Annotated in this window: 25 protein-coding genes; 6 read left to right on the top strand and 19 right to left on the bottom strand. The window is 60.3% G+C overall.

Features of this window, described 5'->3' with window-relative positions; all coding sequences use genetic code 11:
* Positions 1-1,078: 1,078 nt before the first annotated feature.
* Both FQ192_RS28800 and FQ192_RS28790 read left to right on the top strand, forming a co-directional pair.
* Positions 1,079-1,897, top strand: a complete 819-nt coding sequence (locus FQ192_RS28800) for a PDZ domain-containing protein (RefSeq protein ID WP_149661562.1) — start codon at positions 1,079-1,081, stop codon at positions 1,895-1,897.
* 743 nt (positions 1,898-2,640) lie between these two features.
* Complete coding sequence (locus FQ192_RS28790) at positions 2,641-2,934, top strand: DUF3077 domain-containing protein (protein ID WP_149661561.1); 294 nt, start codon at positions 2,641-2,643, stop codon at positions 2,932-2,934.
* Positions 2,935-3,003: 69 nt separating this feature from the next.
* Here FQ192_RS28790 and FQ192_RS28785 read toward each other — a convergent pair whose 3' ends face one another.
* The 6 genes from FQ192_RS28785 to FQ192_RS28760 form a co-directional block, all read right to left on the bottom strand.
* On the bottom strand, positions 3,004-3,216 hold the full coding sequence (locus tag FQ192_RS28785) for a hypothetical protein (RefSeq protein WP_149661560.1): 213 nt from the start codon (positions 3,214-3,216) through the stop codon (positions 3,004-3,006).
* The gene (locus tag FQ192_RS28780; protein ID WP_149661559.1) at positions 3,213-3,485 is read right to left on the bottom strand and encodes a hypothetical protein; all 273 of its coding nucleotides are present in this window, start codon (positions 3,483-3,485) and stop codon (positions 3,213-3,215) included. Before FQ192_RS28780 ends, FQ192_RS28785 begins: the two co-directional genes overlap by 4 nt.
* A 20-nt stretch (positions 3,486-3,505) precedes the next feature.
* Positions 3,506-4,126: a hypothetical protein gene (locus FQ192_RS28775; protein WP_149661558.1), complete on the bottom strand. Its 621-nt coding sequence runs from the start codon at positions 4,124-4,126 to the stop codon at positions 3,506-3,508.
* Positions 4,123-4,704: an RNA polymerase sigma factor gene (locus tag FQ192_RS28770; RefSeq protein ID WP_149661557.1), complete on the bottom strand. Its 582-nt coding sequence runs from the start codon at positions 4,702-4,704 to the stop codon at positions 4,123-4,125. Before FQ192_RS28770 ends, FQ192_RS28775 begins: the two co-directional genes overlap by 4 nt.
* Before the next feature lie 17 nt (positions 4,705-4,721).
* A complete protein-coding gene (locus FQ192_RS28765) occupies positions 4,722-6,428 on the bottom strand; it encodes a VWA domain-containing protein (protein ID WP_149661556.1) in 1,707 nt (568 codons plus the stop codon).
* 89 nt (positions 6,429-6,517) lie between these two features.
* Positions 6,518-7,078: a YbhB/YbcL family Raf kinase inhibitor-like protein gene (locus tag FQ192_RS28760; RefSeq protein WP_149661555.1), complete on the bottom strand. Its 561-nt coding sequence runs from the start codon at positions 7,076-7,078 to the stop codon at positions 6,518-6,520.
* Positions 7,079-7,219: 141 nt separating this feature from the next.
* Here FQ192_RS28760 and FQ192_RS28755 point away from each other — a divergent pair, with 141 nt between their 5' ends.
* Positions 7,220-8,749, top strand: coding sequence for an apoptosis inducing factor family protein (locus tag FQ192_RS28755; protein ID WP_149661554.1), 1,530 nt, complete (start codon positions 7,220-7,222; stop codon positions 8,747-8,749).
* A gap of 94 nt (positions 8,750-8,843) precedes the next feature.
* Here the strand turns inward: FQ192_RS28755 and pgaD are convergent, their stop codons facing one another.
* The 11 genes from pgaD to FQ192_RS28700 form a co-directional block, all read right to left on the bottom strand.
* Positions 8,844-9,371 (bottom strand): poly-beta-1,6-N-acetyl-D-glucosamine biosynthesis protein PgaD, encoded by a 528-nt coding sequence (gene pgaD, locus FQ192_RS28750; protein WP_149661553.1) that lies wholly within the window; start codon positions 9,369-9,371, stop codon positions 8,844-8,846.
* Positions 9,368-10,720 (bottom strand): poly-beta-1,6-N-acetyl-D-glucosamine synthase, encoded by a 1,353-nt coding sequence (gene pgaC, locus FQ192_RS28745; RefSeq protein WP_149661552.1) that lies wholly within the window; start codon positions 10,718-10,720, stop codon positions 9,368-9,370. The genes pgaD and pgaC overlap by 4 nt, the downstream gene beginning before the upstream one ends.
* Before the next feature lies 1 nt (position 10,721).
* The gene (pgaB, locus tag FQ192_RS28740) at positions 10,722-12,719 is read right to left on the bottom strand and encodes a poly-beta-1,6-N-acetyl-D-glucosamine N-deacetylase PgaB (RefSeq protein ID WP_149661551.1); all 1,998 of its coding nucleotides are present in this window, start codon (positions 12,717-12,719) and stop codon (positions 10,722-10,724) included.
* A gap of 12 nt (positions 12,720-12,731) precedes the next feature.
* Positions 12,732-15,212 carry a poly-beta-1,6 N-acetyl-D-glucosamine export porin PgaA gene (pgaA, locus tag FQ192_RS28735; protein ID WP_149661550.1) on the bottom strand — a complete coding sequence of 827 codons (2,481 nt, stop codon included), beginning with the start codon at positions 15,210-15,212 and terminating at the stop codon, positions 12,732-12,734.
* Between the two features lie 255 nt (positions 15,213-15,467).
* Positions 15,468-16,973, bottom strand: coding sequence for a YdgA family protein (locus FQ192_RS28730; RefSeq protein ID WP_149661549.1), 1,506 nt, complete (start codon positions 16,971-16,973; stop codon positions 15,468-15,470).
* A gap of 284 nt (positions 16,974-17,257) precedes the next feature.
* Positions 17,258-17,893 (bottom strand): NADH:ubiquinone oxidoreductase subunit N, encoded by a 636-nt coding sequence (locus FQ192_RS28725; protein ID WP_149661548.1) that lies wholly within the window; start codon positions 17,891-17,893, stop codon positions 17,258-17,260.
* An 82-nt stretch (positions 17,894-17,975) separates the two neighbouring features.
* On the bottom strand, positions 17,976-19,424 hold the full coding sequence (locus FQ192_RS28720) for an efflux transporter outer membrane subunit (RefSeq protein ID WP_149661547.1): 1,449 nt from the start codon (positions 19,422-19,424) through the stop codon (positions 17,976-17,978).
* Positions 19,421-20,314 carry an HlyD family secretion protein gene (locus FQ192_RS28715; protein WP_149661546.1) on the bottom strand — a complete coding sequence of 298 codons (894 nt, stop codon included), beginning with the start codon at positions 20,312-20,314 and terminating at the stop codon, positions 19,421-19,423. The genes FQ192_RS28720 and FQ192_RS28715 overlap by 4 nt, the downstream gene beginning before the upstream one ends.
* Complete coding sequence (locus FQ192_RS28710) at positions 20,311-20,520, bottom strand: DUF1656 domain-containing protein (protein ID WP_054050271.1); 210 nt, start codon at positions 20,518-20,520, stop codon at positions 20,311-20,313. Before FQ192_RS28710 ends, FQ192_RS28715 begins: the two co-directional genes overlap by 4 nt.
* On the bottom strand, positions 20,517-22,589 hold the full coding sequence (locus FQ192_RS28705) for an FUSC family protein (RefSeq protein ID WP_149661545.1): 2,073 nt from the start codon (positions 22,587-22,589) through the stop codon (positions 20,517-20,519). Before FQ192_RS28705 ends, FQ192_RS28710 begins: the two co-directional genes overlap by 4 nt.
* Entirely contained in the window at positions 22,586-23,014 is a 429-nt protein-coding gene (locus FQ192_RS28700) for a MarR family winged helix-turn-helix transcriptional regulator (RefSeq protein ID WP_149661544.1), read from the bottom strand. Before FQ192_RS28700 ends, FQ192_RS28705 begins: the two co-directional genes overlap by 4 nt.
* 171 nt (positions 23,015-23,185) lie before the next feature.
* On the opposite strand from FQ192_RS28700, the gene FQ192_RS34120 reads away from it, so the two are divergent.
* From FQ192_RS34120 to FQ192_RS28690, 3 genes are all read left to right on the top strand, one after another.
* Positions 23,186-23,353, top strand: a complete 168-nt coding sequence (locus tag FQ192_RS34120; protein ID WP_178129270.1) for a hypothetical protein — start codon at positions 23,186-23,188, stop codon at positions 23,351-23,353.
* A 99-nt stretch (positions 23,354-23,452) separates the two neighbouring features.
* Positions 23,453-23,728 carry a CopG family ribbon-helix-helix protein gene (locus FQ192_RS28695; protein WP_149661543.1) on the top strand — a complete coding sequence of 92 codons (276 nt, stop codon included), beginning with the start codon at positions 23,453-23,455 and terminating at the stop codon, positions 23,726-23,728.
* Positions 23,725-24,006, top strand: coding sequence for a type II toxin-antitoxin system RelE/ParE family toxin (locus FQ192_RS28690; protein WP_149661542.1), 282 nt, complete (start codon positions 23,725-23,727; stop codon positions 24,004-24,006). The genes FQ192_RS28695 and FQ192_RS28690 overlap by 4 nt, the downstream gene beginning before the upstream one ends.
* 14 nt (positions 24,007-24,020) lie before the next feature.
* On the opposite strand, the gene FQ192_RS28685 is transcribed toward FQ192_RS28690, so the two are convergent.
* On the bottom strand, positions 24,021-24,266 hold the full coding sequence (locus tag FQ192_RS28685; protein ID WP_149661541.1) for a DUF2789 domain-containing protein: 246 nt from the start codon (positions 24,264-24,266) through the stop codon (positions 24,021-24,023).
* A 119-nt stretch (positions 24,267-24,385) separates the two neighbouring features.
* A complete protein-coding gene (locus FQ192_RS28680) occupies positions 24,386-24,847 on the bottom strand; it encodes an aminoacyl-tRNA deacylase (RefSeq protein ID WP_149661540.1) in 462 nt (153 codons plus the stop codon).
* Positions 24,848-24,987 lie beyond the last annotated feature (140 nt).

Genomic DNA, 24,987 nt, shown 5'->3' with positions numbered 1-24,987 from the left:
TGGATAGGCAAAGTCGGGTGTTTCTTATCGTTAGGTGGATCCACGTGCCGTCTGCGGTCGTCTTTGCCATCTTCGCGTTTGGGTTTAGGTCCTGGCTTGATATCAGTGAACATACGTACTCCTGTAAAAAGCGGTAGATGAGAAGCTTTAAAACCGTAGCACATAGCCATACATCTCGCCCATATCACGAAACATCCGGCTTAGCCCAAGATTGCTCGCACTGGGCGGAGACAGAAGATAGATGCGTTCTCGCTTCCGATAAAAGGCAAGGATTTCGTTATTACAGACTTGTCGATACCACTTATTGAATTCTTCCAATTTCGTAGACGCTGACAGGCCGCTTTTGGCCGGTAGCACACCTAGGCACACCGATCTGTTTGGCCTGCAGCGGATCCTGCCTGATTAAGCAGGCAGGCTAAAAACGTTACACCGTTCGTAATCGTTACACCGCACACCCAAGGAAACATCCGCCCGTGTAACGTAAATTTTATCTAATAAAATCAATCAGTTGATTGAAAACGTTACACCTGTAACACCAGTTACACGTCGTTTTCTATATGTCCGCCCCACCCCCCATCAGCAATGAGTGCCACCAGCGAAGATATACCAGGAGGAGCCGGGGGCCCCTGAGCAAAAGAGACACATACGGGGTCGGAAACCCGCCGGACTTTGTTAGCGGGAGAACTCTCAGCTTAGTGAACAGGTGAACCCGGTGAACTGCCTGTTCACCTGTGCACTTGCCCTACGGAACGGCCGTCTGAGGTCACCGTTACCGATACGGTAACGATGCCTGTTTTTCAACGTGATCCTTTCAATTTCAATAACTGAAATTTCAGTAACTTTGGAAACCTCCCACTAACTCAGTCACGCGGGTTTCCGACCCCGTGTAGCGAGGAAACCCTCAGGGTCCCCGGCGACTTTTAGCCTACTCACAGCTGTGTTGAGGGTAATTACACGTCGAATCTATTCGACTCTCGTTCGGCCATGCTAAAGCTCGGATACAGATCTATGTCTGATAGCGGCGTTGCGCCATACTGCCTCGAAGGTGCTGGCTTCTCCGGGGCAAGGAAGGGTTCGAATGAAAAAGAAATTCATGTATGCGCTGGTGGCCATTGGCACATCGTTAGCCATCTCTGGATGCGCAAATAATTACAAGCAATTCTATACCCCGGCCCCTGGTGCAACTCCAGAGGCTATCTCATCCAATCGTGCCTCCACTGCTCCCCAAATACCCACAGTCGAACGATCAGCATTTGGCAATTCAGAGCAGATCGTTGCGGGGTACTCAAAGCGCGGGTATTTGGTTATTGGCGAATCGAGCTTTAATAGCGGCCAAAGCGTCTCCGAAGAGGGCGCCATAAAGCAAGGTCAGGAAGTCGGAGCTGACTTGGTTCTCGTATTCTTACCGCAATACACAGGCTCAGTTACCTCAAGCGTGCCAATCACAACGCCCACTACCAACACGTCTTACTCGACCGGCAGCGCCACCGCTTACGGCCCGGGTGGTCCAGTCACAGCTTACGGAAATGCGACAACAACGACCTATGGGAGTAACACGACATACGTCCCTGTCACAGTTAACCGGTCTGACTACGGGGCAATTTACTTTGTCAAAGGTCGGTTTCGAGTCGGCGCACTTGTGCGCAACCTGAACGATTTAGAACGACAGCTGCTACAAACTAATCAGGGTGTAGTGGTCGTTACTATCGTTGATGACAGCCCCGCTTATAAAGCTGACGTTCTACCCGGCGATATGATCGTGGCGATGGATGGAGAAAGAGTGTCAAATCAAGAGGGCTTCACGCGAATGGCATCTGAACGGAAGGGGCGATCCATTAATTTGTCTTTGATTCGACAAGGTCACCCCATCGAAAAGAGCTTGCAGGTGGGTAATTAGTGCCCCCCATGGATGACCAAGTGCACACCGTCTGTCATACCCAGTAAACGCCCCCGTGTATGCCCACGTGTATGCCTAACCGAAATACCATCAGTCAAACCCTTATAAACCGGGGGCCGAAGAGCTCAGTTCAAACGACGCCTGGCACTGTAAGTAGAAAAGAGAGCCTCAGATCCTATGGTCTGGGGCTTTTTTGTGGGTTTTTAGAGGATCAGGTGAATCCGCTTGATTTTGGACCGGCTGTATCACGCCACGACGCATAACCTCGACTCTCTTTCTTGGGTAGTTCTTGGGTAGTGCTTAGACGTTTCTTGGGTAGTTTCTTGGGCAGTCAGCGTCCGTTGCTGCCCTGAGTGTCGCCATTGCCATTCACCCAATATTCAAGGTTGCAGGAGATCCGCCTGCACGATACCCTTCCGCCGTCGCTGCCAATTCAGTGACCGGGCTTGGTAACCCGAGAGTTAAGCGCAACAGCGCCCCATCAAATTGCAGGCGTTTTTTTATGTCTGCAATTTTGAGTTATGGCGGCTGTGCGTGGGACGTCTTCGGGCGTGCCGGATTCCTTGACTCCCGGTTTACCAACCTGCGCACAGCTGCCACCCATTCGCTTGGTAACGAAAAAGTGGCAGTTCCACGTCAAGGAGCTAGACCATGCGCAATAGAAATCCGTACAAAATTCGCTTTACCCCTCAACGCGATTTTGAGTCGCGGTCCCATCGCACCTCCATCACTGAAGGTGGCAAATGACCGATCTATCAGAGCTGAAAACCATCGGCTTAACGCCTGCTATCTACTGTTCGGATCACGCGGCGTTCCATGTCACTCGCGGTGTGCCTCTCGGCGATGCGTTAGCCATGGCTTCCGACTTTCTGTTCCTCGCCAAAGCCCTGTCCAAAGATGCTGCCTACGATAGAGAAAGCGATCGACACGCCTGGGCGGCGCATTATTTGACCGCGCTGAGTAAGGCGTTGGTTGATGATGCGGTGAAAGTGCTGACGCGAGAACCAGCGTCGCGGAAGGAAAAAACCAAAGAATAGCGGCGACCCGCCATTCAAATTGCAGTTCCTGGCGGTGTCAGGAACTGCAATTTAGAAGAGTTGAGCTATTTACGTGCTGCATTGCTCAGCTTCAATTTCATCAATGAGCGCATAAAGCTCCGCAAACACTGTTTCGGCGGCAACACTAGGACGTGAATCTCTACGGCTAGCGGCAATGGCCTCAGCTTGTAACTGATCATGCGCCTGCTGCGAGCTCATGAATGAAGAGGGCTGAGCTGCCAAGCTGTCATTGCCAGGAACGGTCTTAATGCGGTTTGTCATTCAGTCGTCCAATCAAACTCGTCATATTCCTCATCGTCCTCGTCCCCCTCCTCCAACACCTCATCCTCAACAGTGTCTTCCTCGGGAACGCCCGCTTCCTGCTTGTTCAGCAGAAATTCCTTACGACTCTCAATAATTCCCCGCCTCAACTCTTCGCCTTTCTTCGGGCAGTTGAGCATTTGGGCGATGCGATCGATTTTTTTCGCCACGGCTTCCTCCAACGCATCGGCTATGCCCCGATAGTGCGCGCTTTCGGGGCTGGTTGCCAAATGGGGTGGAGGGCCGGGGCTCAGTTTTTCTTCAGGGCCTTGAGTCGGGTGGTGAGGTTTTGGTCGGGGTAGCGTTTGTGCAGGGTCTTCATCAGTTCGTCGGCGGCTTGGGTTTGACCGGTGTTTTGCAGGCGCAGGACTTCACGCAGTTGATCGTCGAGCGTCCGAGCCGGAGCTGCTGCGCGTTTGCTGACTTTGGCTTCGTCGGCCATTTCCGCGTTGATGGATTCGCTCTGGGCGGGCGCGGCGTAATCAGCCATCGGCGCGGCGGGTGCAGGGGCGGATAACGCTCCAGCCGGGGCGGACAACGAACGTGCAATGGGTGCCGGGGCTTCTTTTTTGGCCGCGAAGGATGACGTTTTGGGCGCCGGGGCGGAGTCGAACTGCGGCTCTTGCTCGGGCGTGCGTTGCACCAGTGCCAGCATCAGTGCGACGCGAACCAGGCTGGCAAACGCCACCTGCCAACGGGGTTTCTGGCAGGCCTGGACCCAGCGCTGCCACAGGTTCGGTTTGTGTACAGGTGCTTCCCGATGGGCGGCGGCGAGGATGAAAGCGTCGAGATGCGACGGCGGGCCATCGTTGCTGTGTTCACGATAGTGCTTCAACACTTCGTCTTCTTTATTCGAGCGGGCGTCAGTCATGTCAGTACCTCCTCGGCCAGCAGCCGACGCAGTTTTTGCTGGGCGTAGCGCAAGCGGCTTTTGACGGTTTCCAGCGGTGTTTCGGTGAGGGTGGCGATTTGGGGCAGGTCGAGGTCGCCGTGGGCGCGCAGCAGGAAGACTTCCCGTTGGTCGGCGGGCAGGGTTTGCAGGGCGGTTTCGAGGCGCTGGGTGTCGCGGCTCAGGCTCAGCAGTTGTTCGGGGTCGGCGGCGTTGTCGATCACGGCGTGGGCCGTTTCGTCGTAGCTGTCGTGCAAGGGGTTGTGGATGCCATGTTTGCGCCAGTGGTCGATCAGTCGGTTGCGGGCAATCTGGTAGAGCCAGGTACGAAAATTCGCCCGGCCTTGTGGCTGACTGGTGCTGCGGATCAGGCTCAGCCAGGTGTCCTGGTAGACCTCTTCGGCCAGTTCAGCCTTGCCGCTGAGGCCGAGGAGGAATCGATAAAGTCCCTGACGGTGGCGGGCGTACAAGATCTCGAACGCCGGCCCGTCGCCGGATCGATAGCGCGCCAGCAGCGATTCGTCGCTGCTGGCGTCGGTGCTCATTTCAGGAGCGGTCATATCGGTGATGATCCCCTTCACTCGATGCGGTTGGCGTTGGCTTGTTGATTGGAGGCCGTGGAAGTCCGCAGGCTCTGGGCCAATTCGACCAGTTGCACAAACTCCGCGCGCAAACCAAAGCGGTCATCACCCCGGGCGCCACGGGCCAGGGCTTCGGTGTCTTTGAGGCTGAAATCGCCGGTGTAGCGGCCGTCCTTCAACTGCTGTGAAAACGCTGCCACCGCCGCCGCAAAGCGCAGATCATCGCTGGCAGGTGCCGAGCTCGAAGCAATCGGGCGCTCGATCAAGCGACTATTCCCACCTTCCGGCAACTGATATCGCACTCGCAGCATGGCCATTTCCCCGGACTTCCCGGAAGCGCCTGACGCTGCATCACCATAACGCAACGGCTCCAACCAGCCCTTTTCGCCCATAGGGACAATTTCATACAACGCCGTCACCGTATGCCCTGCACCGATTTCCCCGGCATCGACTTTGTCATTACTAAAATCCTCACGCTTCAACGCGCGATTCTCATACCCCAACAGTCGATATTCACTGACCTGCGCCGGGTCGAACTCCACTTGCAGCTTCACGTTCTTCGCCACTACATCGAGGGTCGAGCCGAGTTGATCCACCAGCACCTTGCGCGCCTCACGCAGGTTGTCGATGTAGGCGTAGTTACCGTCGCCGGCATCGGCCAGTTGCTCCATCAGGTGTTCATTGTAGTTATCCACACCAAAACCCAACGTGGTCAGGGAAATGCCGGTCTTGCGTTTATCCACCGCCATTTGCTTGAGGCTGTCGAAGTCGCTGATGCCGACGTTGAAGTCACCGTCGGTGGCCAACAGGATGCGGTTGATGCCTTTGGGGATGAAGGCCTGTTGTGCCATCTGATAGGCCAGTTCGATGCCTGAAGCACCGGCGGTGGAGCCGCCCGCCGTCAATTGGTCGATGGCTGTACGAATCTTCGCTTTGTCCCGTCCGGAAGTGGGCTCAAGCACGACACGGGATTCGCCGGCGTAGACCACCAGCGATACCCGATCCTGTTCGCGCAACTGATCAACCAGCAACTTCAACGTGCTTTTGACCAGCGGCAAACCCTCACGGCGGTCCATCGAGCCGGACACATCCACCAGAAATACCAGATTCGCCGGGGCCAGCTCCGACACTGCGCGATCCGAAGCTTTGATACCGATGCGCAGCAACCGGGTATGCGGGTTCCACGGCGACGGCGCCAGTTCGGTGGTCACGCCGAACGGCGAGCCATCGGTGGGCAAGGCGTAATCGTAGGGAAAGTAATTGACCATCTCCTCCAGCCGCACCGCGCCTTCTGGCGGCAGGCGGCCCTGATTCAGCAAGCGGCGGACGTTGGCGTAGGCGCCGGTATCGACGTCAGCGCTGAAGGTCGAGACCGGCGCTTCGGCCACGCTGTGGATCGGGTTGTCAGCCAACGCTTGATACTGCTCGCGCTGTTCATCCTGATAGCCGGGAGGAGCGGCTTCAGACATCGGTGCAAAACTGGCCATCGGCGCTGCACGCACACTGCGCTTGGCCATCGTGACATCCGCCATGACCGCGACTTCAGTCTTCAACTCACCTTGAGCCGATGACGGCAACGGTGACGGCGGCGCCACTACAGCGGAATCAGGCTTGGACGAAACACCACAACCAGCAACAGCCAGCAGCAACCCGATGGCGAAACCATGGGCGGCCGGACGCAGAAAATGCAGAGGGAGGGACATGGGGGCTGACCTCAGGAGGAAATTGATCCATTCATCCTCTGAGACGGGCAGCCCGCCAGATTCGGGTTAAACCGCCAAGAAAAAAATCTTCAGCGGTGATAACGCCGCACCACGCTGCTGTTGCGCAGCACGTGATCCTTGATTTTTTCCAGCAGTTGCGCGCGGGTCAGGCCGGCGGGCAAGGCGTCCGGGGCCAGGTCCAGGGCGTAGATCTGGATGATGTAGTGGTGCGCGCTGTCGCCGACCGGCGGGCAAGGGCCGACGTAGGTCGTAGTGCCTTTGACGTTGGTGCCACCGACGCCTTCGAAGGTGCCTTTCGCGCCGACACCCGCCGGGATCTGGTGGGTGCTCGCCTTGATGCCGTAATGCACCCAATGATCGACGCCCTGGCCTTTCCCGCCGTCGGGGTCGTGCATGACGATCGCGTAGCTGAGGGTGCCCGCCGGGCCGGCGTTCCAGTTCAGGGCCGGCGATTGGTTATGCCCGCCACAATTGGGCGCATCGCTGGCCGCCGCCGACGTAAACAGTCGATCATCCGTGACACCGGGGATGTTGAGGGTGAAACGTTCCTGGGCCTGCACGGGCATTTGCACGCAAAGAGCGACTGCAACGGCCGCCAGCCAAGGGTTCAGAGAGGTCAATCGGGTCATTACCGGAGCACCTTGTGCGGATTAGGCCGTCGTCGGCTCGCAGACTATAGCCGTACCGTTGACGCGGTGGCAGTAGGAATTGGGCTGAACCTCGGGATAAGGGCCAAACTCAATAGAGAAACCCCTGTCTGGAGAGCGCTCATGGCCCTGCATCGCGTCGCCCGTTTCGCCGATGTGCCGGAAAACCGGGGTCTTGAAGTCAAGATCGCCGACACCAAAATTGTCTTGCTGCGGGTCGGCGATCAGTTGCGCGCCTTCCAGGGCGAGTGCCCCCACGCCGGGGCGCCGCTGGCCGAGGGCGCGCTGTGTCACGGGCGGCTGATCTGTCCGTGGCACAAGGCTGCTTATCGCATCGAAGACGGTGCGCTGTGCGAGCCACCGTCACTGGATGGTCTCATGCGCTACCCGCTGGAAATGCGCGACGACGAGGTTTGGGTCGACGACCAGCCGATGGTCGACGCCCATACGCCGCCCGCCGACGATGAGCGCATCTTTGTGATCGTTGGTGCGGGCGCCGCAGGCACCGCCGCAGCGGCCGCCCTGCGTGAAAAAGGCTTTGGCGGCCGAATCCAACTGATCGACCGGGAAGCCGACGCCGGCTACGACCGCACCGTGCTGAGCAAATTTGTGATCGCCGGGGAAATGCCGCCGGACGAAGTCCCGCCCCTGCGCGACGAGGCTTTTTACGGCAAACAGCGCATCGAACGCCTGCGCGGCGAAGTCGCCAGCTTCGACGCGCAACACAAAACCTTGAAACTGACCGATGGCCAAACCCTGAGCTACGACGCCGCATTGCTCGCCACGGGCGGCATCCCCAAACCTTTGGAACTGCCCGGCGCCGAGCTGCCGCAGGTGTTTCTACTGCGCTCGAAGGACCAGGCAAAACGGATTCTCGACGCGGCCAAACCCGGTCAGAAAGCCGTGATCATCGGCGACAGTTTCATTGCCCTGGAATCGGCCTCGGCCCTGCGCACCTATGGCCTGGACGTGACCGTGCTCGCCCGCCACGCCGTGCCGTTCGCGGCGCAATTTGGCGAGACCGTCGGCAAGGCGATTCGCGCCCGGCATGTGGCCCACGGCGTGGTTTTTCACACCGATGGCGAAGCCACGTCCATCGAAGGTTCGGGCAAGGTCGAAGCAGTGCTGCTGGATAACGGCCAGCGCTTGCCGGCGGATCTGGTGCTGGTCGGGATCGGCGTCACCCCGGCCACCGACGTGTTTGCCGATCTGCCCAAGGAAAAAGACCAGTCGCTGAAAGTCGACGGCGGCATGCGCGTGAGCGATGGACTGTGGGCGGTCGGCGATATCGCGACCTTCCCGCTCAACGGTCAGCCGCAACGGATCGAGCACTGGCGCCTGGCGCAGCAACAGGCGCGGATCGCGGCCGCGAACATGCTCGGTGGCGATGAGCATTACCTCGACGTGCCGTATTTCTGGACCTGGCATTTCGGCAAAAACTACGACTACCTGGGCCATGCCGAGAGTTGGGACGAGGTGGAGTTCAAGGGCGATCCGTACCATCCGCCGTTTATTGGCCTGTTCGGCAAGCACGGGGTGGTGGTGGCGGCGGTGGCCTGCGATGAGGAGCGAGCGATGGCGATGTTGGCGGAGCGGATGAAACAGCCGTTGCCGGTGGATGAGGCGTGGCGATTGGTGCGGGATCTGAATTGACGTTGAAATCGGTAGGAGCAAGGCTTGCCCGCGATGGCGTCCGTAAAATCGCCTTCGCGGGCAAGCCTCGCTCCTACAGGGATTTGTGTCGAATTTAGAGATGGATCACCGGTTCGCGGTTTTCGTCATCTTCGGCCGGCAATCGAATCACCAACGGATGTTCCAACGGCGCCAGCGGTGACGATCGCAGCGCTGGTTCAATCGGGAAGTAGTGAGTGATCACATGGCTCACATCGCCCTCCTGATTGTTGTGAATGGTCATCGAGCCCGGCGTACGCAGCTTCTCCAGACGATCACCGGTCAACTTGAAACTCTTGCTCAAGCCGATGTCATCCACCACCGGCGCAGGCAGGCGACGTTGGGCAAAGCTCTTGCTCTTGCGATGCTGATAACGCGCCCAGGAAATCAGGATCACCGCGTTCAACACCGCCACCCACAAATAAATCTGCAACGTGCCGAGGGCGTCGAACACCGACGCATCAATACGCGGCCCGTCGTGGGTATCAATCAGCGGCCACAACCCGCGCACCAGCAGATAGAGCAGGCCGATCCAGGCCAGCACCGTGAAAAAGGCATCGATCACGACCAGGAACGGTCGCTGCCGGGTTCTGATGATTTTCATTTGATGACTTCCTCCTCATCGTCAAACGGCTTGATGCCCCGGTCGGGACTGACCCAGCGCGCGCGTTTCTGATGTTGGCCGAACAGCACTTTCGGAAAACTCACCAGCGTCGTCAGCAGACTGATGAGCCAGAACATCAACGGGTACCAGACGACCCAGAACATGGTTTTGCCCAGGCCCTTTTCATAACGCCGGTCGATCAGGATGCTGACCGCAAACTGCAACAGGCAGACCATGGCCAGCAGCAACCCGGTAAACGCGGGCGGCAGCAAATGGTCCACCGCGATTGCAGAAGGCATTTCGACAAACTTGCCCACGCCCCAGAAGATCACCGACAGCAAGAAAGTGAAGGCCCACCCGGTGGACAAGCAGTATTCGAACAGCAGCGGCCAGAGGTAGCGATGGCGGTACTGCCAGATGCCGCGGATGTTCTTGAACAACACTTCGGCGCCGCCCTGGGCCCAGCGCAACCGCTGTTTCCACAGGCCGCCGAGGGTTTCCGGCATCAGGATCCAGCACAGGGCGCGGGGCTCGTAGAAGATGCTCCAGTGGTCCAGTTGCAGTTTCCAGCTGATGTCGATGTCTTCGGTGATCATGTCCGGGCTCCAGTAGCCGACCCGGTTCAGCGCCGAACGGCGGAACGCGACGATCACCCCGGAGACGGTGAAGATCCGCCCGAACACCCGTTGCGTGCGCTTGATCAAACCAATGATCGACGAGAACTCACCGACCTGAACCCGGCCCACCAGCGTCGAACGGGTGCGGATGCGCGGGTTGCCGGTCACGGCGCCGAGGCGCGCGTTATCCAGCATCGGCGCCACCAGATACGCCGCAGTGTTTGGCGCCAGCAATGCATCACCGTCGATGCACACCAAGTATTCGCTGTGCGCCGCGATGGCACCCATGCGCAGGGCCACGGCTTTGCCCTGGTTTTCCGCCAGGTGCAGCACCCGCAGGCGTGGGTCTTGCGCGGCCAGTGCGTCGAGCACAGCGGCGGTGTTGTCCTTGGAGCCGTCGTTGATCGCGATCACTTCGATGTTCGGGTAATGCTGGGCCAGCGCCGCGTGGATGGTGTCGGCGGCGTTGTCACCTTCGTTGTAGCAAGGGATCAGGATCGAAATCAGCGGCTCGCCAGCCAGCGGCGGCGGCAAAGTATCGTCCTGCCACGGCCAGTGCCGCTCCCAGTGCAGCCAGAAATACAGGCCGCCGGCGATCCACAATCCGGACATGAACAGGGGATAAAAGAACACGAAGTCCATCAGAAATTGCCCGGTGACCAGGAAGATCAGCCCCAGGGGAATCCCCAGGACGATCGCCAGAACCAGCAGGGCCAGCAGTCTATCCAGCATGTTATGGATTCCACTTGTTGGAGAGCGCGGGCCGCACGGTTTTCAGGTCCGGCTGGTTCTCTAGGAAATTGTCCGGGTAGTAGCCGAAACTGGTGGCGCCCTGACGCTTGAGGCGGCCCATCCAGTCGCTCAGCTGCGCGCCGTCGATGTCGGAATCGGTCTGTTTGGTCCAGTCCTTGGCCTGCAATTCGAACACCGTGCGTTCAAGCGCACCGGGACGCGCCTTGACCGTCGCCACCAACGCTTCGAGCCAGGGCCCGGATTGCGCGAGGCTTTGTTTTTCCATCAGCGGCATGGCCATCGGCGCCGTCCAGTCGTAGGTGCCGAGGAAGTCGTCGAGGTTCTGCGCAAACCAGGCTTCGCTCTCGGGGTTGAGCATCGGCTCGGCGAAGATATTGCGCGCGGTCAGCACCTGCGGGCCGCGAATGACGCGGACCTTGGCGGTCAGCTCTTTGGTGAAGTCGATCAGGTAACGGCTCTTGAACCGCGTCCAGCGTTGCAGCGTGGCCGGGTCATCGCGCAGCGCTGCCATCGAGCCCGGCAAGCCGTTGGCGGCATACACCTTGAGCGCTTCGGGGCCGGCGTCTTCGAAGTCCGACAGCACGGCGTCGTCGTGATAGAGGATGCCGTCGACCGAGGTCAGGCGCGCCACGTCTTCGTAGATTTCACCGATGATCCGGCGCACGTTCGGGTCGAACGGCGACAGGCGTTTGTACTGGTCCGGGTCCACCGACGTGGTGCCGGTTTTCGGGTCCCAACGGGTGACGCGGGGCAGCTTGGAATCCAGGGCAAAACTCAGCACCGGCATCCAGGCGAAGACTTTGACGTGAGCCCGGGTGCGCAACTGCCAGGCGACGCGGTCGAAGATGTCGGCGCGCACCGGCAGGTGACGGTTGGGGAAGTACAACGAATGCACCAGGCCATCGCCTTTCGGGTCGGCGAACGCCTGCAGGAACACAGTATTGGCGCCCATGTCGGCCATGCGCTGGATCAGTTTGCCGAGGTTGATTTCCAACTGCGCCGGGTCGGCGTCGTAGACGTTATCCAGGTCCACATGCACCACGCGCATCGGCGATTCAGCCTGCACCGAGACGATGCTGTTGGCGAAGTGCTCACCGTCCGGGTCCGAGGCCACCAGGAAGCGCGGGCTGCTCATCAGGTTGTCGAGGGCATCGAGGCCGTCGTCCAGGGTCAGCGCCATTTGATAGCCCTGCTCGCTCACCACTTGCAGCGAAGTACCGTCCGCCGCGCCGTAAGGCCAGACCCAGACTCGCGGTTTGTAACCGGTGACCTTGCGGATCTTCTCGGTGATGGTCACGACGTCGGCGCGCATCCGCGCCTGAAACTCGGCTTCTGTTTCGTAGCGACCCGCGACCGCATCGTAGCGACGGGTCGCGGCGGCCGGTTGCAGGTTGCCTTGCGGGTTGGCCAGTACACCTTTGTGGCTGGCATCGGTGTGCGCGGCGATTTCCACCAGCCCGGATTTGGAGATTTCCCGAATCTGCTCCCAGGTCAGGAAGTCCGAACGCTGGCGCGGTGTGCCGGCGAAATCCACCGGTTGGTTCAGCGGCGTATCGATCCACACCCCGACCGGCGCCAGCAAGGCGTGCCAGTTGTAGGCGCGCAGCACCGGCATGACGCGGGTGTAGAAGCTCGAATAACCGTCGTCGAAACTCAGCAGGATCGCCTTGGGCGGCAGCTCTGGGCCACCGTTGCGGGCGGCCATGATCTGGTCGACGGTCACCGGTTTGTAGTTGTTCTCCCGCAGCCACGCCAACTGCTCGATCATGCGTTCGGTGCGCACCGCCACCACCGCTTGATCGGGGTCGCGGTCTTCGACGTCGTGGTAAGCGATGCCGAGCACGTGGTTTTTCGGCCAAGGTTTTTCGTTGGCCGGCACCGGGCGCTCGGCGGGTGGTGTAAACGCCGGGGCCTGCTGGGCGCAGGCGCTGACCAGCAGCGCTCCCAGCAGAAGGATGAAACGCGAGATAAAAGGCATCTTCAAACTCTTCTAGAAGCGGTAAGTGAGGTCGACGAGCAGGCGCAGATCGGTTTCGCGGTCGCCGTCGTAAGGCCGGTTGATCACGGTCAACAAGCCGCCCACCTCGAACACGTCGTTCCAGCTGTAGCGCTGGCCGTAGCCCAGCAGGCCGATGCCGCCGGTGCCGAAGTCGCGTTGGCTGTAAGTGCCCGCGCCGGCCTGGAATTGTTGGCTCCAGGAAGTTTCGTAGCGGCGATACAGCACGTGGTTGACGTTGACTGTCGGCAGCACGCTGAAGTCGGATTTTGGGTTGAAATACGGCACGTCCTCGGACGCGGAGTTGTGGCTGGTGCCGACTTCCAGGCCGAGGTCGACTTGCACCTTCGGCGCGGTGTAGACGCCCTCGCGCCCGGTCAGCAAGGCTTCGACGCGGTTGTTGCCGTCGCTGAAGTGCGAGGGGCTGACCGCCAGTTTCCATTCGCGGCTTTCATTGGCGCGCCAGCGGATAAAACCGCTGCCGCCGTTGGCCGTGACGTCGCTGTTCAACGCGCGCAGCGGTGTATCTGCCGAGAGGTAAGCGAGGCTGCCGCCATACTGCCAGTGATCGTCGATGTCCCGGGCAATCGACAGGCGTGCGCCTTGCTTATTGCCGTAGCCGAAGTTGTGATTGGAGACTTCCGCTTCCAGGGTCATGTCGCGGGTGCGCCGCTCCACGCCAAGCCGTTGCGTGCGATCACGCCCGGTGCCTTCCTGGAAGTCCCCCGTGGCGTAACCGACCCCGGCGAATACCCGCCAGTCTTCGTCGATGGGTGGGCTGTAGAGCACGGTTTCGATCCCGAAATCCTTGCTGCCCGCGACCGCACCGGCCGTGCTATCCCCACCGCCATAACTCTTGCCGCCGTAGGTCTGCACCCGCAGCTCGGCCATGTCATGCACCGCGCGCTGGCGCTGCAAACGCTGGACCTGACGGTTGTCCGGGAAACGTGCTCCCACGTCGTCAGTCAGCGCATCCATCTGCCGCCATTCCTGCAAATCCATGGCGGTGTGGGCTTGGGCCACTTCCAGGCCCATGTCCCGGGGGACCATGCTCTCGGTTTCCTTGAGCTGCAATTCGGCGCGGCGCGGCCAGTCACGGGCCAGGTACAGATCAGCCTGGGCCAGGCGCAAGCCGATGTTGCCCGGTGCCTGATCGACCAACGTCTGCAAGCGCTGCTCGCCGGACGGCAGATCAGCACCGTAAGTCCCGGCCTGGGCGGCGAGTTGTTGCGCGTCCATCCACTCATCGTTGGGATTGCCCACCGGCAAACCCTTGAGTTCAACCCGTGGTTTCTGGGCCTTGGCCAAGTCCTCGGCGACCTTGCGCGCTTCGTCAGCCTTGTCGCTTTCGAGCAGCGCGTAATAGAGCGCTGTGCTGTCTTCAAGACGATCACCGACATCGGCGTCCGGCGCGATCAACACTTGGCGATAGAGGTCCGTGGCGATCTCCGGCTGGCGCTGGTCCAGGTAGGACGACGCCACCCAGCGCAGGGCGTAGGTCGGAATCTTCACGCCTTCGCTGATCAACTTCTGGTATTCGCTGATCACATCGGCGGTGCGCGCCCGGGCCTTGAGCGCGCCCATGCGGTCGATGCGCCAACGGGTGACATCGTCGTGGGCCGCCGGGTCCGGGGTCCAGGTGGCGAGCAATTGGTCGTAGTCGGCCAGCGCTCGATCAGCGATGACATAGCGTTCTTTTTCGCTGCGGGTGGCCAGTTCCGCCAGACGCACACGCTCGGCAGCCAGATCGCCTTCGATCAGGCGCAAATGCACCGGATCGATCAGCCCCGGCCGCTGCTTGGCCAGGCGCAGGGCCGGTTCCGGCAGGCGCGCACGTTGCAGAGCAAACACGTATTCCCGGGCGACGTCTGGCTTGCTGCCGGAGCGGATGAAAGCCTGGTCGTATTCAAACAGTGCGTCGTAATTTTTGCCGGCGCGGGTCAAGGCATAGGCCAGCGCCAGACGTCGGGCAGGATCGTCCGGTTTGGCGGCCACCAGGGCTTTGGTGCGGGTCACGGCGTCGTCGGGTTTGCCGGCGTCAGCCTGGGTCAGGGCCAGGCCGAGTTGCAGGTCCGGGTTCTGCGGCTCCAGCGCCAGGGCCTTGGTGTAGACCTCGGTCGCCGATTCCCAGCGCTTGAGGTTGCGATAGGCCCGCGCCGTGGCGGTCAACGCCTGGATCGGCAACGCCCGGCTGCGACCCTGGGTTTCATAGACCTGCACCACTTCAGCGTCGAGCCCGGCCCAACTGGCGATCTGCAAGTGATCGCTGACCTGGCCGGTGGTGGCCTGGCTCACGGGCACCTGGCGCAACACCGTCAGCGCGGGCGCGTAATTGCCCGCACGGGCATCGCGGACCATCTGGTCGTACGGCGTGTCGGCAAACGCCAGCGTCGGCCAGAGCAACTGGCTGCACAACGCCACGCGCCACAAGGGGCGTAGACCACGATGAATAAAGGGACCTGCAAAACGCGGCATTTGTCAGCATCCTTACATGGCCAGCCGGGTCGCGATGCCCCCTTGCCCATTCGTAATGGAAGGCCGGATCGAGGAGATCCGGTTAATCGGGGCGCAGTCTTGCACGCGAGTTTGGTCAACTATTCAGAACACAATATTTATTCAGATTCGTGACGGTCCCTGCGTCACGCTGCAGCCACGCTCAAACGCCAGACAGCAAAACGCCCGGCGTCTGCGTTGCACAGAGGCCGGGCGTTGCGCTGTATTGCCGGGGTGTTACTGGACTTGCCCAGCACCACCGAGCTTGCCCATCACGAAGCCGACGAACTGCTCAACGGTCATTTTCTGGCCGTTGAATTCGACCTGATTGTTGGCGTAATGCAGTTTGGTGACGACGTTGGTGCCGTCCAGTTTGGCCAATTGCGTGCCCACGGCCATGCTGCTGAACATGTCGCTGGTAGCCGTAGCCTGGTCGACGATGGTCTTGGGGTCGGTCTGGCCATCGGCTTGTGCCTGGACGCTGAGCAGGTCAACGAGCATTGGCTTGGACACTTGCAGATTGAAGTCCAGCAGCGCAATCAACTGGCGGACCAATTGATCCGGCGGCAGGTCCATGGAGGCTGGTTTGGTCAGGTCGACCACCAGGTTGGCGCGGCTTTCACCGTTGGCGGTGTTGAACGACAGGTTCTCCAGCGCAAACTGCGGACCGGCGGCCAGCAGTTTTTCCAGGCCGGCCTTGACCTGTTTTTCTTCTTCCGGCGTCAGGTTCAGCTCGGGGGCCGGCAGACCGGCGGCGACAGCTTCGGCGGCGGCTTTTTCATATGGCTGCAACTTGGTCTGGTAAATCTGCATCAGCGACATGGTCGACGGGATGTCGAGGTTCTTCAGGCTCATGGCCATCTGCGCCGAACCGACGGTTTTGCCGTTGAACGAGATTTCGCCCACCTTGTAATCCGCACGCCCGGAAGCGCTGGTGCCGGATTCTTCGGTCTGGTTCTTCATTTCGAATTTGTTGACGCCGACGATCGACTGCTTGGCGCCGAACGTGGTCTTGCTGCTGGTCAGCTCGAGGGTGTTTTCGCCGGTGTAGTAGCCATAGGTGCTTTTCACCAGGTTGCTGGCCAGGGTCAGGCCATTCAGCTCGACCGTCACGGGCGCCTGATCTTCAGACACGGTGGTCAGCTTCAGGCTGTCCATGTAGCCGTTGGCCTTGACCTTCTGGGCCTGGGCGTTGGCGGCGATGTCCATGTTCAGCCCGGAGAACTTCAGGCTGGACTTGTCATCCAGCGCCACTTCCAGCGGCAGCAATTCGAAATTGCCATTGGTGGAGTTGTCGTAACCGATGTTGACCACGCCTTTGACCGGCGACTGGCCGTTGGCGGCGGCGAACCATTTTTCCGTGGTCGGGGTCTTTTCCAGCTCGAAGTGGTTGGTGGCCATGACCGGCAACCATTTCAACGAAGCCAGGCGCGAGAACGGCAGCGGGCCGTGTTCGACACGATCAACGAAGAGCAACTCGACCGGCGCACCGCCGAACATCTCGCCTTCGCCCTTGAGGCGGTAATGCGCGGTGCTGCTGAACACGCCACGTTCCAGGGACACCAGCTCCAGAGACGCCGTGCCATTGGAACCTACCAGCGCGGTTTGCAGTTCTTTGTTGGCGTCTGCAACCGAGGCGTTGAGCACGCCTTCCAGTTTAGTGCCGGTGTACCAGGCACCGCCGGCGCTGATGGCACCGATGGCGACGACAATTCCAAGAAGCACGCCTGCTGATTTATTCATGAATTACCCGATCAATGTCCGTTGTTGAAAAAGTGGTCGTCTTCCCTGAACCCATGACGGGTCGTGGTCACGACTGCGCAAAAGTGCGGTGGAGATTAGCATTTGCGGGGGCGCAGGGCCCAATGTTTAAAGGTGAAAGAGTGTCTATGGACAGGTGGCGGGGGTCGAGAGTTTCAGCGGTCATGAAAACGCCTTCGCGGGCAAGCCTCGCTCCTACAAGGGAGATGCGATCCCCTGTAGGAGCAAGGCTTGCCCGCGAAGGCGTCAGCCCAGACAACAACGATTCACGAATACTGCACTTCAATCTCATCCAACTGATGATCAAAGCTCTTAAGCCGCGCCGTCCACGTATAGACCAGCACTTCAAAATCCCGATTGATCACCGCCCCGCCCGTGATTTCCGCGCGCGGGTCGCAGAAGTCCAGTTGATAGCGTTCGCGGGCCATGGCGTTGGCCACGTCGGAGAGTTCGCGGGCGTTGTTGAGCCAGTGCCAGCCTTCTTCGGTGACTTGCTTGTCCAGCGCCAGGCATTGGGTTTTCAGCGCTTCAAGGCTTTTTTCCAGCGGCGTGCCGGTGAGTTCGCCCATGACTTCCTGGAACGTGCGCCCCGGTTGCCAGTAGCTGCCCCAGAAATAGCGGTCGAACACGGTTTCGACCCGACGCAGCGCGACTTTGGTGTCCCAAATCAGCACCAGGGTCTTGCCTTGTTCGAGGTGTCTTCGTTTGATGCGCGTGCCCTGGACCGACGCCCAGGCGACCACGACGATGGACATCACGGCAATCAAGGCCGCCGCGCTGTCGAGGAACACCAGCGCCTTGTCGATCTGGTGGGCGAGCATGATGCCGTAGAAATAGGTGGCCGACAGCAGGACTAATGCCGCAATAGCGCACCAGAAGCCGGGAGCATAAGGGTTTTTCATTATTAGAGTCCCCATGACCAACGCGAGCCTTGACTGATGAAGTCGTCACGCGACCTCATCAAGTCAAAGCATAGCAACGGCCTCAGGGTTTGCCGGGTTGTGACGCTTGCGTTCGTCCGCTTTCCCAACCGCCGCCCAGCGCCAGGAACAAATCGATCTGGCTCATCGCGACCTGGGTGTTGGCCGAGGCCAGTTGTGCGGTGACATCGGTGTAGGTGCGGGTGGCTTGCAGGTCCGCCAGGAACGACGCGCGGCCGGCCTGGAAGAAGCGGTGGGTCTGGTCCGCCGCCAGTTGTGCCGACTGCTCGGCGTCGGCCAGGGCATCCCGGCGTTGCAGCAGCGCGGAGTACTGGGCCAGACCGGTTTGCGTCTCGCGAATCGCGTTGAGCACCACGCCGTCAAAATGCGCCAGCGCACCTTGAGTCGAGGCTTCGGCTTCGCGGATTCGTGCGCGGGAGCCGTTGGACGGTACGGTCCAGCTCAGCAGTGGGCCGAAGCCCCAGCGGTTGGCCGACGGTTTGCCGAGGTTTTCCAGCAGGCCGACGGTGCCGACGGTCGCGCCGATGCTGATGTCCGGGTACAACTCGCCGGTGGCGATGCCGATACCGGCGGTTGCGGCAGCCAAACGACGCTCGGCCTGACGCACATCCGGACGGCGCTTGAGCAAGGTCGCGCCGTCACCCACTGGCAACAACTGCGCAATCTTCGGCAGTTCGGCGCAGCTGTCAGTGCCGGCCGGCAGTTGATCCAGGGGTTTGGCCAGGAGCATCGACAAGCGGAACAGCCCTGACTGACGCGCCGCTTCATAACGAGGCATGTCGGCACGCAGGGATTTGAATTGGGTTTGCGAGCGGGTGACCTGGGTTTCATCGCCACGCCCGGCGTCGCGCAGACGCTGGGTCAACGTGGTGCTCTGGGCTTGCAGGTCGAGGGAATGCTGGGCGATTTCCCGTTCTTCATTCGCTGCGCAGACTTGGGTGTACGCCCGGACCACATCCGCCACCAGGGTGATACGCGCCGTGTCCGCCGCGGCTTGGGTGGCGTCGGCATTGGCCTTGGCCGCTTCGATCCCACGCTGCAAGGTGCCGAACAGGTCGAATTGATAAGACGTGGTAATGCCAATGTCACCAACGTTGGCCACCGGCACCTTCTCCGGCAGCAGGAACGCTTCGCCGGACTCCTGCAAACGCTGGGCGCCCATCTTCACACCGCCGCTCCAGCCGCCCGCCGCTTGCGCTTCATCCACCTGCGCCCGGGCCCGGGACAGGTTCGCCGCCGCCACGCGCAGGTCGGTGTTGGAGGCCATGGCCTGCTCCACCAATTGGTCGAGACGCGGGTCCTGATACAAGCGCCACCAGTCGCTGGGCACCGGCGCCGACACCACGTCTTTGTCGTTCGGCAGCAGGTTGCCCTGCAAGTCTTCACGGTGCAGGGCCGCGTCGTCCGGCACGTGATAATCCGGCCCGACCACCTGACACGCCGACAGCAACAGGCCTAACCCGGCCACCGCCAAAGCCGAGGCTTTGCTCATTTCGCGGGCTCCTCGGTTTTGTCTTTGTCATCAATAATCGACACCGTCGCGGTGCGCCCGGCAATCATGCGGAAATCCGCCGGTACATCGTCGAAGGCAATCCGCACCGGAATCCGCTGCGCCAGGCGCACCCAACTGAACGCCGGGTTGACGTTGGGCAACAGGTTGCTGCCGCTGCTGCGGTCGCGGTCTTCGATGCCGGCGACGATGCTTTCCACATGCCCGCGCAAGCGAGCGCGGTCACCGATCACCCGGATATCCACGCCTTGGCCGACGTGAATGCCGTCCAGTTTGGTTTCTTCGAAATAGCCGTCGATGTGGAACGAATTGCTGTCCACCACCGACAACACCGGGCGCCCGGCGGTGACGAATTCCTGGGCGCGCGGCGCACGGTCGTTGATGTAGCCGTCCACCGGGCTGCGGATGGTCGAGCGGTCGAGGTTGAGCTGGGCGCTGTCCACGGTCACCAGCGCTTCGGCCAAGGCCGACTGCGCCCGGGCGACTTTCGACAGGCTCTCTTCCAGTTGCTCGCCGGGCACCAGGTTGCCGAGGCCACGGTTACGCTTGGCCTCGCGCTGGGCCTGGGCGAGGGTTTCTTCGCGGTCCGCCACGGCGGCTTTCGCCTGGCGCAGGGCCAGCTTGAAACGGTCCTGGTCGATGCTGAACAGCACTTGGCCGCGCTGCACCAACTGGTTGTCGCGCACTTGCACTTGCTGAATCAGCCCGGACACGTCCGGGGCGATCTGCACGATGTCGGCGCGGATGTGCCCGTCCCGGGTCCAGGGCGCGAACATGTAGTACATCACCATGCGCCAGACCACGACGACGGCGAAGGACACGATCAGCAAGGTCAGCAGCACGCGACCAATGGTCAAAAAAGGTTTTTTCATGTCATCAGGTATCGACTGAGTGAGTCCACGGCGCCGAGCAGCAAAGCGTAGAGAGCCACGTTGAACAATGCCCGGTGCCAGACCAGACGGTAAAAGTGCAGGCGCGTGAGCACCCCGTGCACCAACAGGTAAAACAGGTAGGTAATGCCCATCAGCACCAGCAGCGTGGGCAGGAACACCCCGCTGATATCCAGATCACCGATCATAAAGGCGCTCCATCGATGCCATGGGGCAGTGGTTCTTCAAGTTGTGGTGTGCCGACGAATTCAACCCCGGGCAACAACGCCAGGCGCAGTCCGCTCAAGGCGTGCAGCAAATGTAGCCGGGCGCCGTCATCGCACTCGATGTTGAGGGCGCGACGGGCGCGGTCCATGGTCATCAATAACGGGCTCGGCGCCGGCAAGCGCTCGCCGGCCTTGAGGCAGGCCTTGAAGTACTCGCCGACTTCGGCCACCACTTGATGCAGCAGCACTTGCGGTACGCCGAGCACCCGCGGGGTGTAGGCGAGCAGGTCGAGCAGGTTCAGGGCCACCCGCACTTCGCGCAGGGCGACGCCGGTGTCCTGGCCGATCAGGCCCAGACGCGGCAAGTGCTGCATCAGTCGATCGAGCATCTGCACGCCCAGCTTGCGGTGTTCGGAGAGCGTCGCCGGTTCGGTGAGGCTGACGATGTCGCGCCAACTGAAACGGGTCAGGCGCTTGGCCGCCAGTTCCGCGCCGAACGGCCGGGCAATCAGGGTCCAGACAAACGCGAACAACAAACCAATCGGCCCGGCCAGGTTGGAGTTGGAGAAGCTGAGGAAATCCGCGTCGTAGGCGCCCTGAATGCTGATAAACGACGAAGTGTTCACCAGCGTCAGCAGCATGCCCAGGTAAAACTGCGGCTTGACCGTCAAGGTGCCGATGCAGATGAACGGCACGGAAAACGCCAGCACCAGCATCGGGAAATCGTGCAGGTTAGGCAGCACCAGAAACAGATAGAGGCTGGCGAACAACACCGACATCGCGGTCCAGAAAAAGAACCGGAAAATCTGCGGCGCCGGGTCGTCCATCGAGGCGAAGAAGCTGCACGCCACCGCCGCCAGAATCACCGCGCTGCCGCCGTCGGTCCAGCCGAGCAGGATCCACAGCACCGAGGCGACGATGATCGCGCTGACCGTCGACAACGCCGAATAGAGCATCAACCCACGGTCGAGAAACGGCGTCAGGCGACCCAGGCGCCAGTGCCGATACACCGCGCGCCAACTGCCCTGGTTTTCGCACTGGATGGCGTATTGCAGGCTGCGGCAGTCCTGCCACAAATCGATCCACTCGCCGAGGCGATACAGGGCGTTGGAGAACAGCAGCTGCTTGCGATCATCCAGCGCCTCGGCGCTCGGTTGCAGGGCTTCGAGTTGATCTTTCAGCGCTTGCCAGCGGTTGAGGTCGGCGTCTTTGTAATTGAGCCATTCAGTGGTCGCGGTCAGCAAAGGTGCGAACTTATCCACAAGCTCCGGGGTGCGGCGCTCCAAGGCGTAGAGCGCGTCATCCAGGGCATCGATCACCGGCAGCAAGTGGATCATCCGCCCGCGCAGTTCCTTGGTATTGCGCACCGTTTGCGGCCGCGCGCCTTCGTGGGGGAGCTGGCCGATCATCAATTCAAGGCTGTTGAAGGTCGTGACCATCGCCGAACGCAGGGCGCTGACTTCTTCGGGTTTCACCTGGCGAGTGAGGAAACGCAGGCTGTAGGTCGAGGCGTCGGTGAACCATTTATTCACCGAATCGTTGAACACCGGCGCCAGCCGTCGCGGCCAGAACATCGCACCGACCACCGCCGCCACGGCAATACCGAGGAAGATTTCTTCGGTGCGCGCCTCGGCGATGTCCCACACCGCCAACGGGTTATCCAGCACCGGCAACGCGATCAGCGGCAAGGTGTAACCGGCGAGCATCAAGGCGTAGCTGTTGGCGGTGCGCAGATGCAGGGACAGGAACAATAACGTCCCGGTCCACAGCGCAATGATCACCACCAATACCCATGGGCTCTGCACGAACATCGGCACAAAAAACACCGCCGCCGCCGCGCCCATGAACGTGCCGACCGCGCGGTACAACGCCTTGGAGCTGGTCGGGCCGACAAACGGGCTGGAAACGATATACACCGTGGCCATCGCCCAATAGGGGCGCGGCATCTGCATGAGCATGGCGATGTACAACGCGATCATCGACGCCGCGAAAGTACGCACACCGTAGAACCAGTCCCGCGCCGGGGGAACGCCTGTCCAGAAACCGTTCACGGGTGGATCACCAGCGGTGGGTTGGCGGCTTCAAAGGCTCGCAACACACGCAATGCGGCTTCCAGATCATTCTGGTCGATGCCTTCCAGCACCTCATGACGCAAACGCACCAACTCGACTTCAACCGCTTGCACCAACTCGCGACCGGTGTCGGTCAGGCTCAGGCATTTGGCGCGGCGGTCGTGGGCGTCTTCCGTGCGGCGCACATACCCGGAATGGCACAACTGATCCAACAAACGCACCAACGACGGACTCTCCATCCCCGCCGCCTGCGCCACCGTCACCTGCCGCACACCCTCCCCCAAACGCCCGATCATCAACAACGGGACGGCGCAGGCTTCGGAGATTCCATAATTGACCAGCGTGGTCTGGCAGATCTTGCGCCAATGCCTGGCGGCCACCACCATGGCACTGCTGATGTTCATCTGGAGAGCGTCGAGGTTTTTTGGCACGGGGGAATGACACACTGTTAGTTTGCTAACTATCAATATCGCATTCGAGGGAAAGGGTGGTCAAGTTTTGAAACAATTTGGTGATCAACGACAGCGCCTTTGGCACGCATTCGTTGAGTGATCAGATCAATTTTGGAGCTTGGAATGGACATTAAAACCATACGAACCGATGAGGAACTCAATAGCGCGCTTTTACGCATTGAGCAGCTATGGGGAGCGGCACCGAACTCACCTGAAGGGGCTGAACTCGATGTGTTGGCGATGCTGGTTGATAAGAATGAAGAAGAGCAAGTTCTAATTCCGAGGTACTAACCGTGTAAGGCACCACACGTCGCGTTGACGTTCCGCTGTGTCGAAGTTTGTACTGACGGCGTATATACTCAGTCAGTACATCAGTCGAGGATGCAACCCATGTCAAAACAAGCCGTTTTCACAATGAAACTCGAACCGGAATTGCGCGAGCAATTCATGGCCGAAGCCGAAGCTTCGCATCGCCCCGCTTCGCAAATCGTTCGGGACATGATGCGTCAATTTGTTCAAAAACAACGAGAGTCGCGTGAGTACGAAGCGTTTTTACAGCGCAAAGTGGATATCGCACGAGCGTCCATCAGCGCGGGTGAAGGCCTGACGAATGATGAAGTTGAAGCAGAATTTGCCGCCAGGCGAGCGAGGGCTGCTGAAGAATGAGGATTATTTGGACGCCAGCCGCAGCACAGGACCGTGCAGACATTTGGGATTACCTCCACGACGCGAATCCCAAAGCAGCCCTTGCGATGGATACCCGCTTCACCGATTCAATCTCCCGACTTTCTCAATTCCCCGAAAGCGGCCCTGCCGGAATCGTTGCTGGTACTCGAGAGCTGATACCGCACCAAAGCTATCGCATTGTTTATGAACTGGGGCAGGACGCGATCTGGATACTCGCGCTGGTTCATACATCCCGACAGTGGCCACTGGAGAGTTGAAAAACTCCTCAGAATTACACCCCCCGCCCCTTCCTCATCAACACATCCAACTGATCCACCACCTCCGCCCAATCCGCATCATCCAAAATTTCATCCCGCAAAAATTGCGCCTGGCTCTTGGTCCAGAAAAACGCATCCGCCAGGTGCAGTTCGGGTTTGAGCGGTGAATGGGTGGCGATGAATTTATCGATGCTGACCGGATCGTTGTCCAGGCCGAGTTGTTTGAACAGGGACGGCAGGCTGTGGGTTGGGGATTCCATGGTGGGGCTCCTGGGTGGTAGGAAAATTGTTCGCGGGCAAGCCTCGCTCCTACAGGAGAACGCAGTCTCCTGTAGGAGCGAGGCTTGCCCGCGAAGGCGATATCACTGACACCGTAAACCTAATGACTCAACTCACAAACCTCCGCATGCGGCACCATCCTCAAATACTCCGGCATGCTCATGTGCAACAGGTTGTTGTGGTTGCCGGCCTCCAGGTAGATGTCTTTCTGCCGGGTCAGCAGGGGGTCGATGACCATGTCCATGCCATAGGACTCGCCCAGCGCCGGGACTGCGCCGCGTTCGCAGTCGGTGAACAGGTGGGCCAGGGTGCTTTCCCGGGTGATTTGCCATTCGCCGCTGCCGCGCACTTTGCTCAGGTCCAGGTGACGGCTGGCGGGGAGGACGGCCATCAGATAGTGGCCGTGGTGGTCGTCGAGGATCACCGATTTGGCCACCCGTTCGGCAGGAATATTCGCCACGCGAGCCGTTTCCAGGCTGCTGGCCGAGTGCGGGTGGGTGACGATGTCGAACTCGCAGTGAGCCTTGTTGAGGCTCTCCTGCACCGTTCTTGCCATACGCATGATGCACCTCGGTGTCCGCAACAACGTTTCGCGGACGATGGTTAAACCGCTTCTCACCCCTGAAAGTCTAGGCCCGCTGGCGTCAGTGCGCGGGAAATCTGCTGGCCGGAACACCGTCAATAACTGGTCAAAATTCGTAC

The sequence above is a fragment of the Pseudomonas sp. ANT_J12 genome (genome assembly GCF_008370045.1).
Classification (GTDB): Bacteria; Pseudomonadota; Gammaproteobacteria; order Pseudomonadales; family Pseudomonadaceae; genus Aquipseudomonas.
Note: the sequence above shows the minus strand (reverse complement) of the source record. Positions and strands in the feature narration are given on the sequence as shown.

What these genes read in the sequence shown, in the direction of transcription:
- FQ192_RS28725 (WP_149661548.1), bottom strand. Translation starts at nt 17,893, where the DNA reads ATGAAAAACCCTTATGCTCCCGGCTTCTGGTGCGCTATTGCGGCATTA.
- FQ192_RS28690 (WP_149661542.1), top strand. Translation starts at nt 23,725, where the DNA reads ATGAGGATTATTTGGACGCCAGCCGCAGCACAGGACCGTGCAGACATT.
- FQ192_RS28680 (WP_149661540.1), bottom strand. Translation starts at nt 24,847, where the DNA reads ATGCGTATGGCAAGAACGGTGCAGGAGAGCCTCAACAAGGCTCACTGC.
- FQ192_RS28710 (WP_054050271.1), bottom strand. Translation starts at nt 20,520, where the DNA reads ATGATCGGTGATCTGGATATCAGCGGGGTGTTCCTGCCCACGCTGCTG.
- FQ192_RS28775 (WP_149661558.1), bottom strand. Translation starts at nt 4,126, where the DNA reads ATGACTGACGCCCGCTCGAATAAAGAAGACGAAGTGTTGAAGCACTAT.
- pgaD (WP_149661553.1), bottom strand. Translation starts at nt 9,371, where the DNA reads ATGAAAATCATCAGAACCCGGCAGCGACCGTTCCTGGTCGTGATCGAT.
- FQ192_RS28760 (WP_149661555.1), bottom strand. Translation starts at nt 7,078, where the DNA reads ATGACCCGATTGACCTCTCTGAACCCTTGGCTGGCGGCCGTTGCAGTC.
- FQ192_RS28770 (WP_149661557.1), bottom strand. Translation starts at nt 4,704, where the DNA reads ATGACCGCTCCTGAAATGAGCACCGACGCCAGCAGCGACGAATCGCTG.
- FQ192_RS28790 (WP_149661561.1), top strand. Translation starts at nt 2,641, where the DNA reads ATGACCGATCTATCAGAGCTGAAAACCATCGGCTTAACGCCTGCTATC.
- FQ192_RS28730 (WP_149661549.1), bottom strand. Translation starts at nt 16,973, where the DNA reads ATGAATAAATCAGCAGGCGTGCTTCTTGGAATTGTCGTCGCCATCGGT.
- FQ192_RS34120 (WP_178129270.1), top strand. Translation starts at nt 23,186, where the DNA reads ATGGACATTAAAACCATACGAACCGATGAGGAACTCAATAGCGCGCTT.
- FQ192_RS28755 (WP_149661554.1), top strand. Translation starts at nt 7,220, where the DNA reads ATGGCCCTGCATCGCGTCGCCCGTTTCGCCGATGTGCCGGAAAACCGG.
- FQ192_RS28685 (WP_149661541.1), bottom strand. Translation starts at nt 24,266, where the DNA reads ATGGAATCCCCAACCCACAGCCTGCCGTCCCTGTTCAAACAACTCGGC.
- FQ192_RS28695 (WP_149661543.1), top strand. Translation starts at nt 23,453, where the DNA reads ATGTCAAAACAAGCCGTTTTCACAATGAAACTCGAACCGGAATTGCGC.
- FQ192_RS28720 (WP_149661547.1), bottom strand. Translation starts at nt 19,424, where the DNA reads ATGAGCAAAGCCTCGGCTTTGGCGGTGGCCGGGTTAGGCCTGTTGCTG.
- FQ192_RS28715 (WP_149661546.1), bottom strand. Translation starts at nt 20,314, where the DNA reads ATGAAAAAACCTTTTTTGACCATTGGTCGCGTGCTGCTGACCTTGCTG.
- FQ192_RS28765 (WP_149661556.1), bottom strand. Translation starts at nt 6,428, where the DNA reads ATGTCCCTCCCTCTGCATTTTCTGCGTCCGGCCGCCCATGGTTTCGCC.
- FQ192_RS28785 (WP_149661560.1), bottom strand. Translation starts at nt 3,216, where the DNA reads ATGACAAACCGCATTAAGACCGTTCCTGGCAATGACAGCTTGGCAGCT.
- pgaA (WP_149661550.1), bottom strand. Translation starts at nt 15,212, where the DNA reads ATGCCGCGTTTTGCAGGTCCCTTTATTCATCGTGGTCTACGCCCCTTG.
- FQ192_RS28800 (WP_149661562.1), top strand. Translation starts at nt 1,079, where the DNA reads ATGAAAAAGAAATTCATGTATGCGCTGGTGGCCATTGGCACATCGTTA.
- pgaC (WP_149661552.1), bottom strand. Translation starts at nt 10,720, where the DNA reads ATGCTGGATAGACTGCTGGCCCTGCTGGTTCTGGCGATCGTCCTGGGG.
- FQ192_RS28700 (WP_149661544.1), bottom strand. Translation starts at nt 23,014, where the DNA reads ATGAACATCAGCAGTGCCATGGTGGTGGCCGCCAGGCATTGGCGCAAG.
- pgaB (WP_149661551.1), bottom strand. Translation starts at nt 12,719, where the DNA reads ATGCCTTTTATCTCGCGTTTCATCCTTCTGCTGGGAGCGCTGCTGGTC.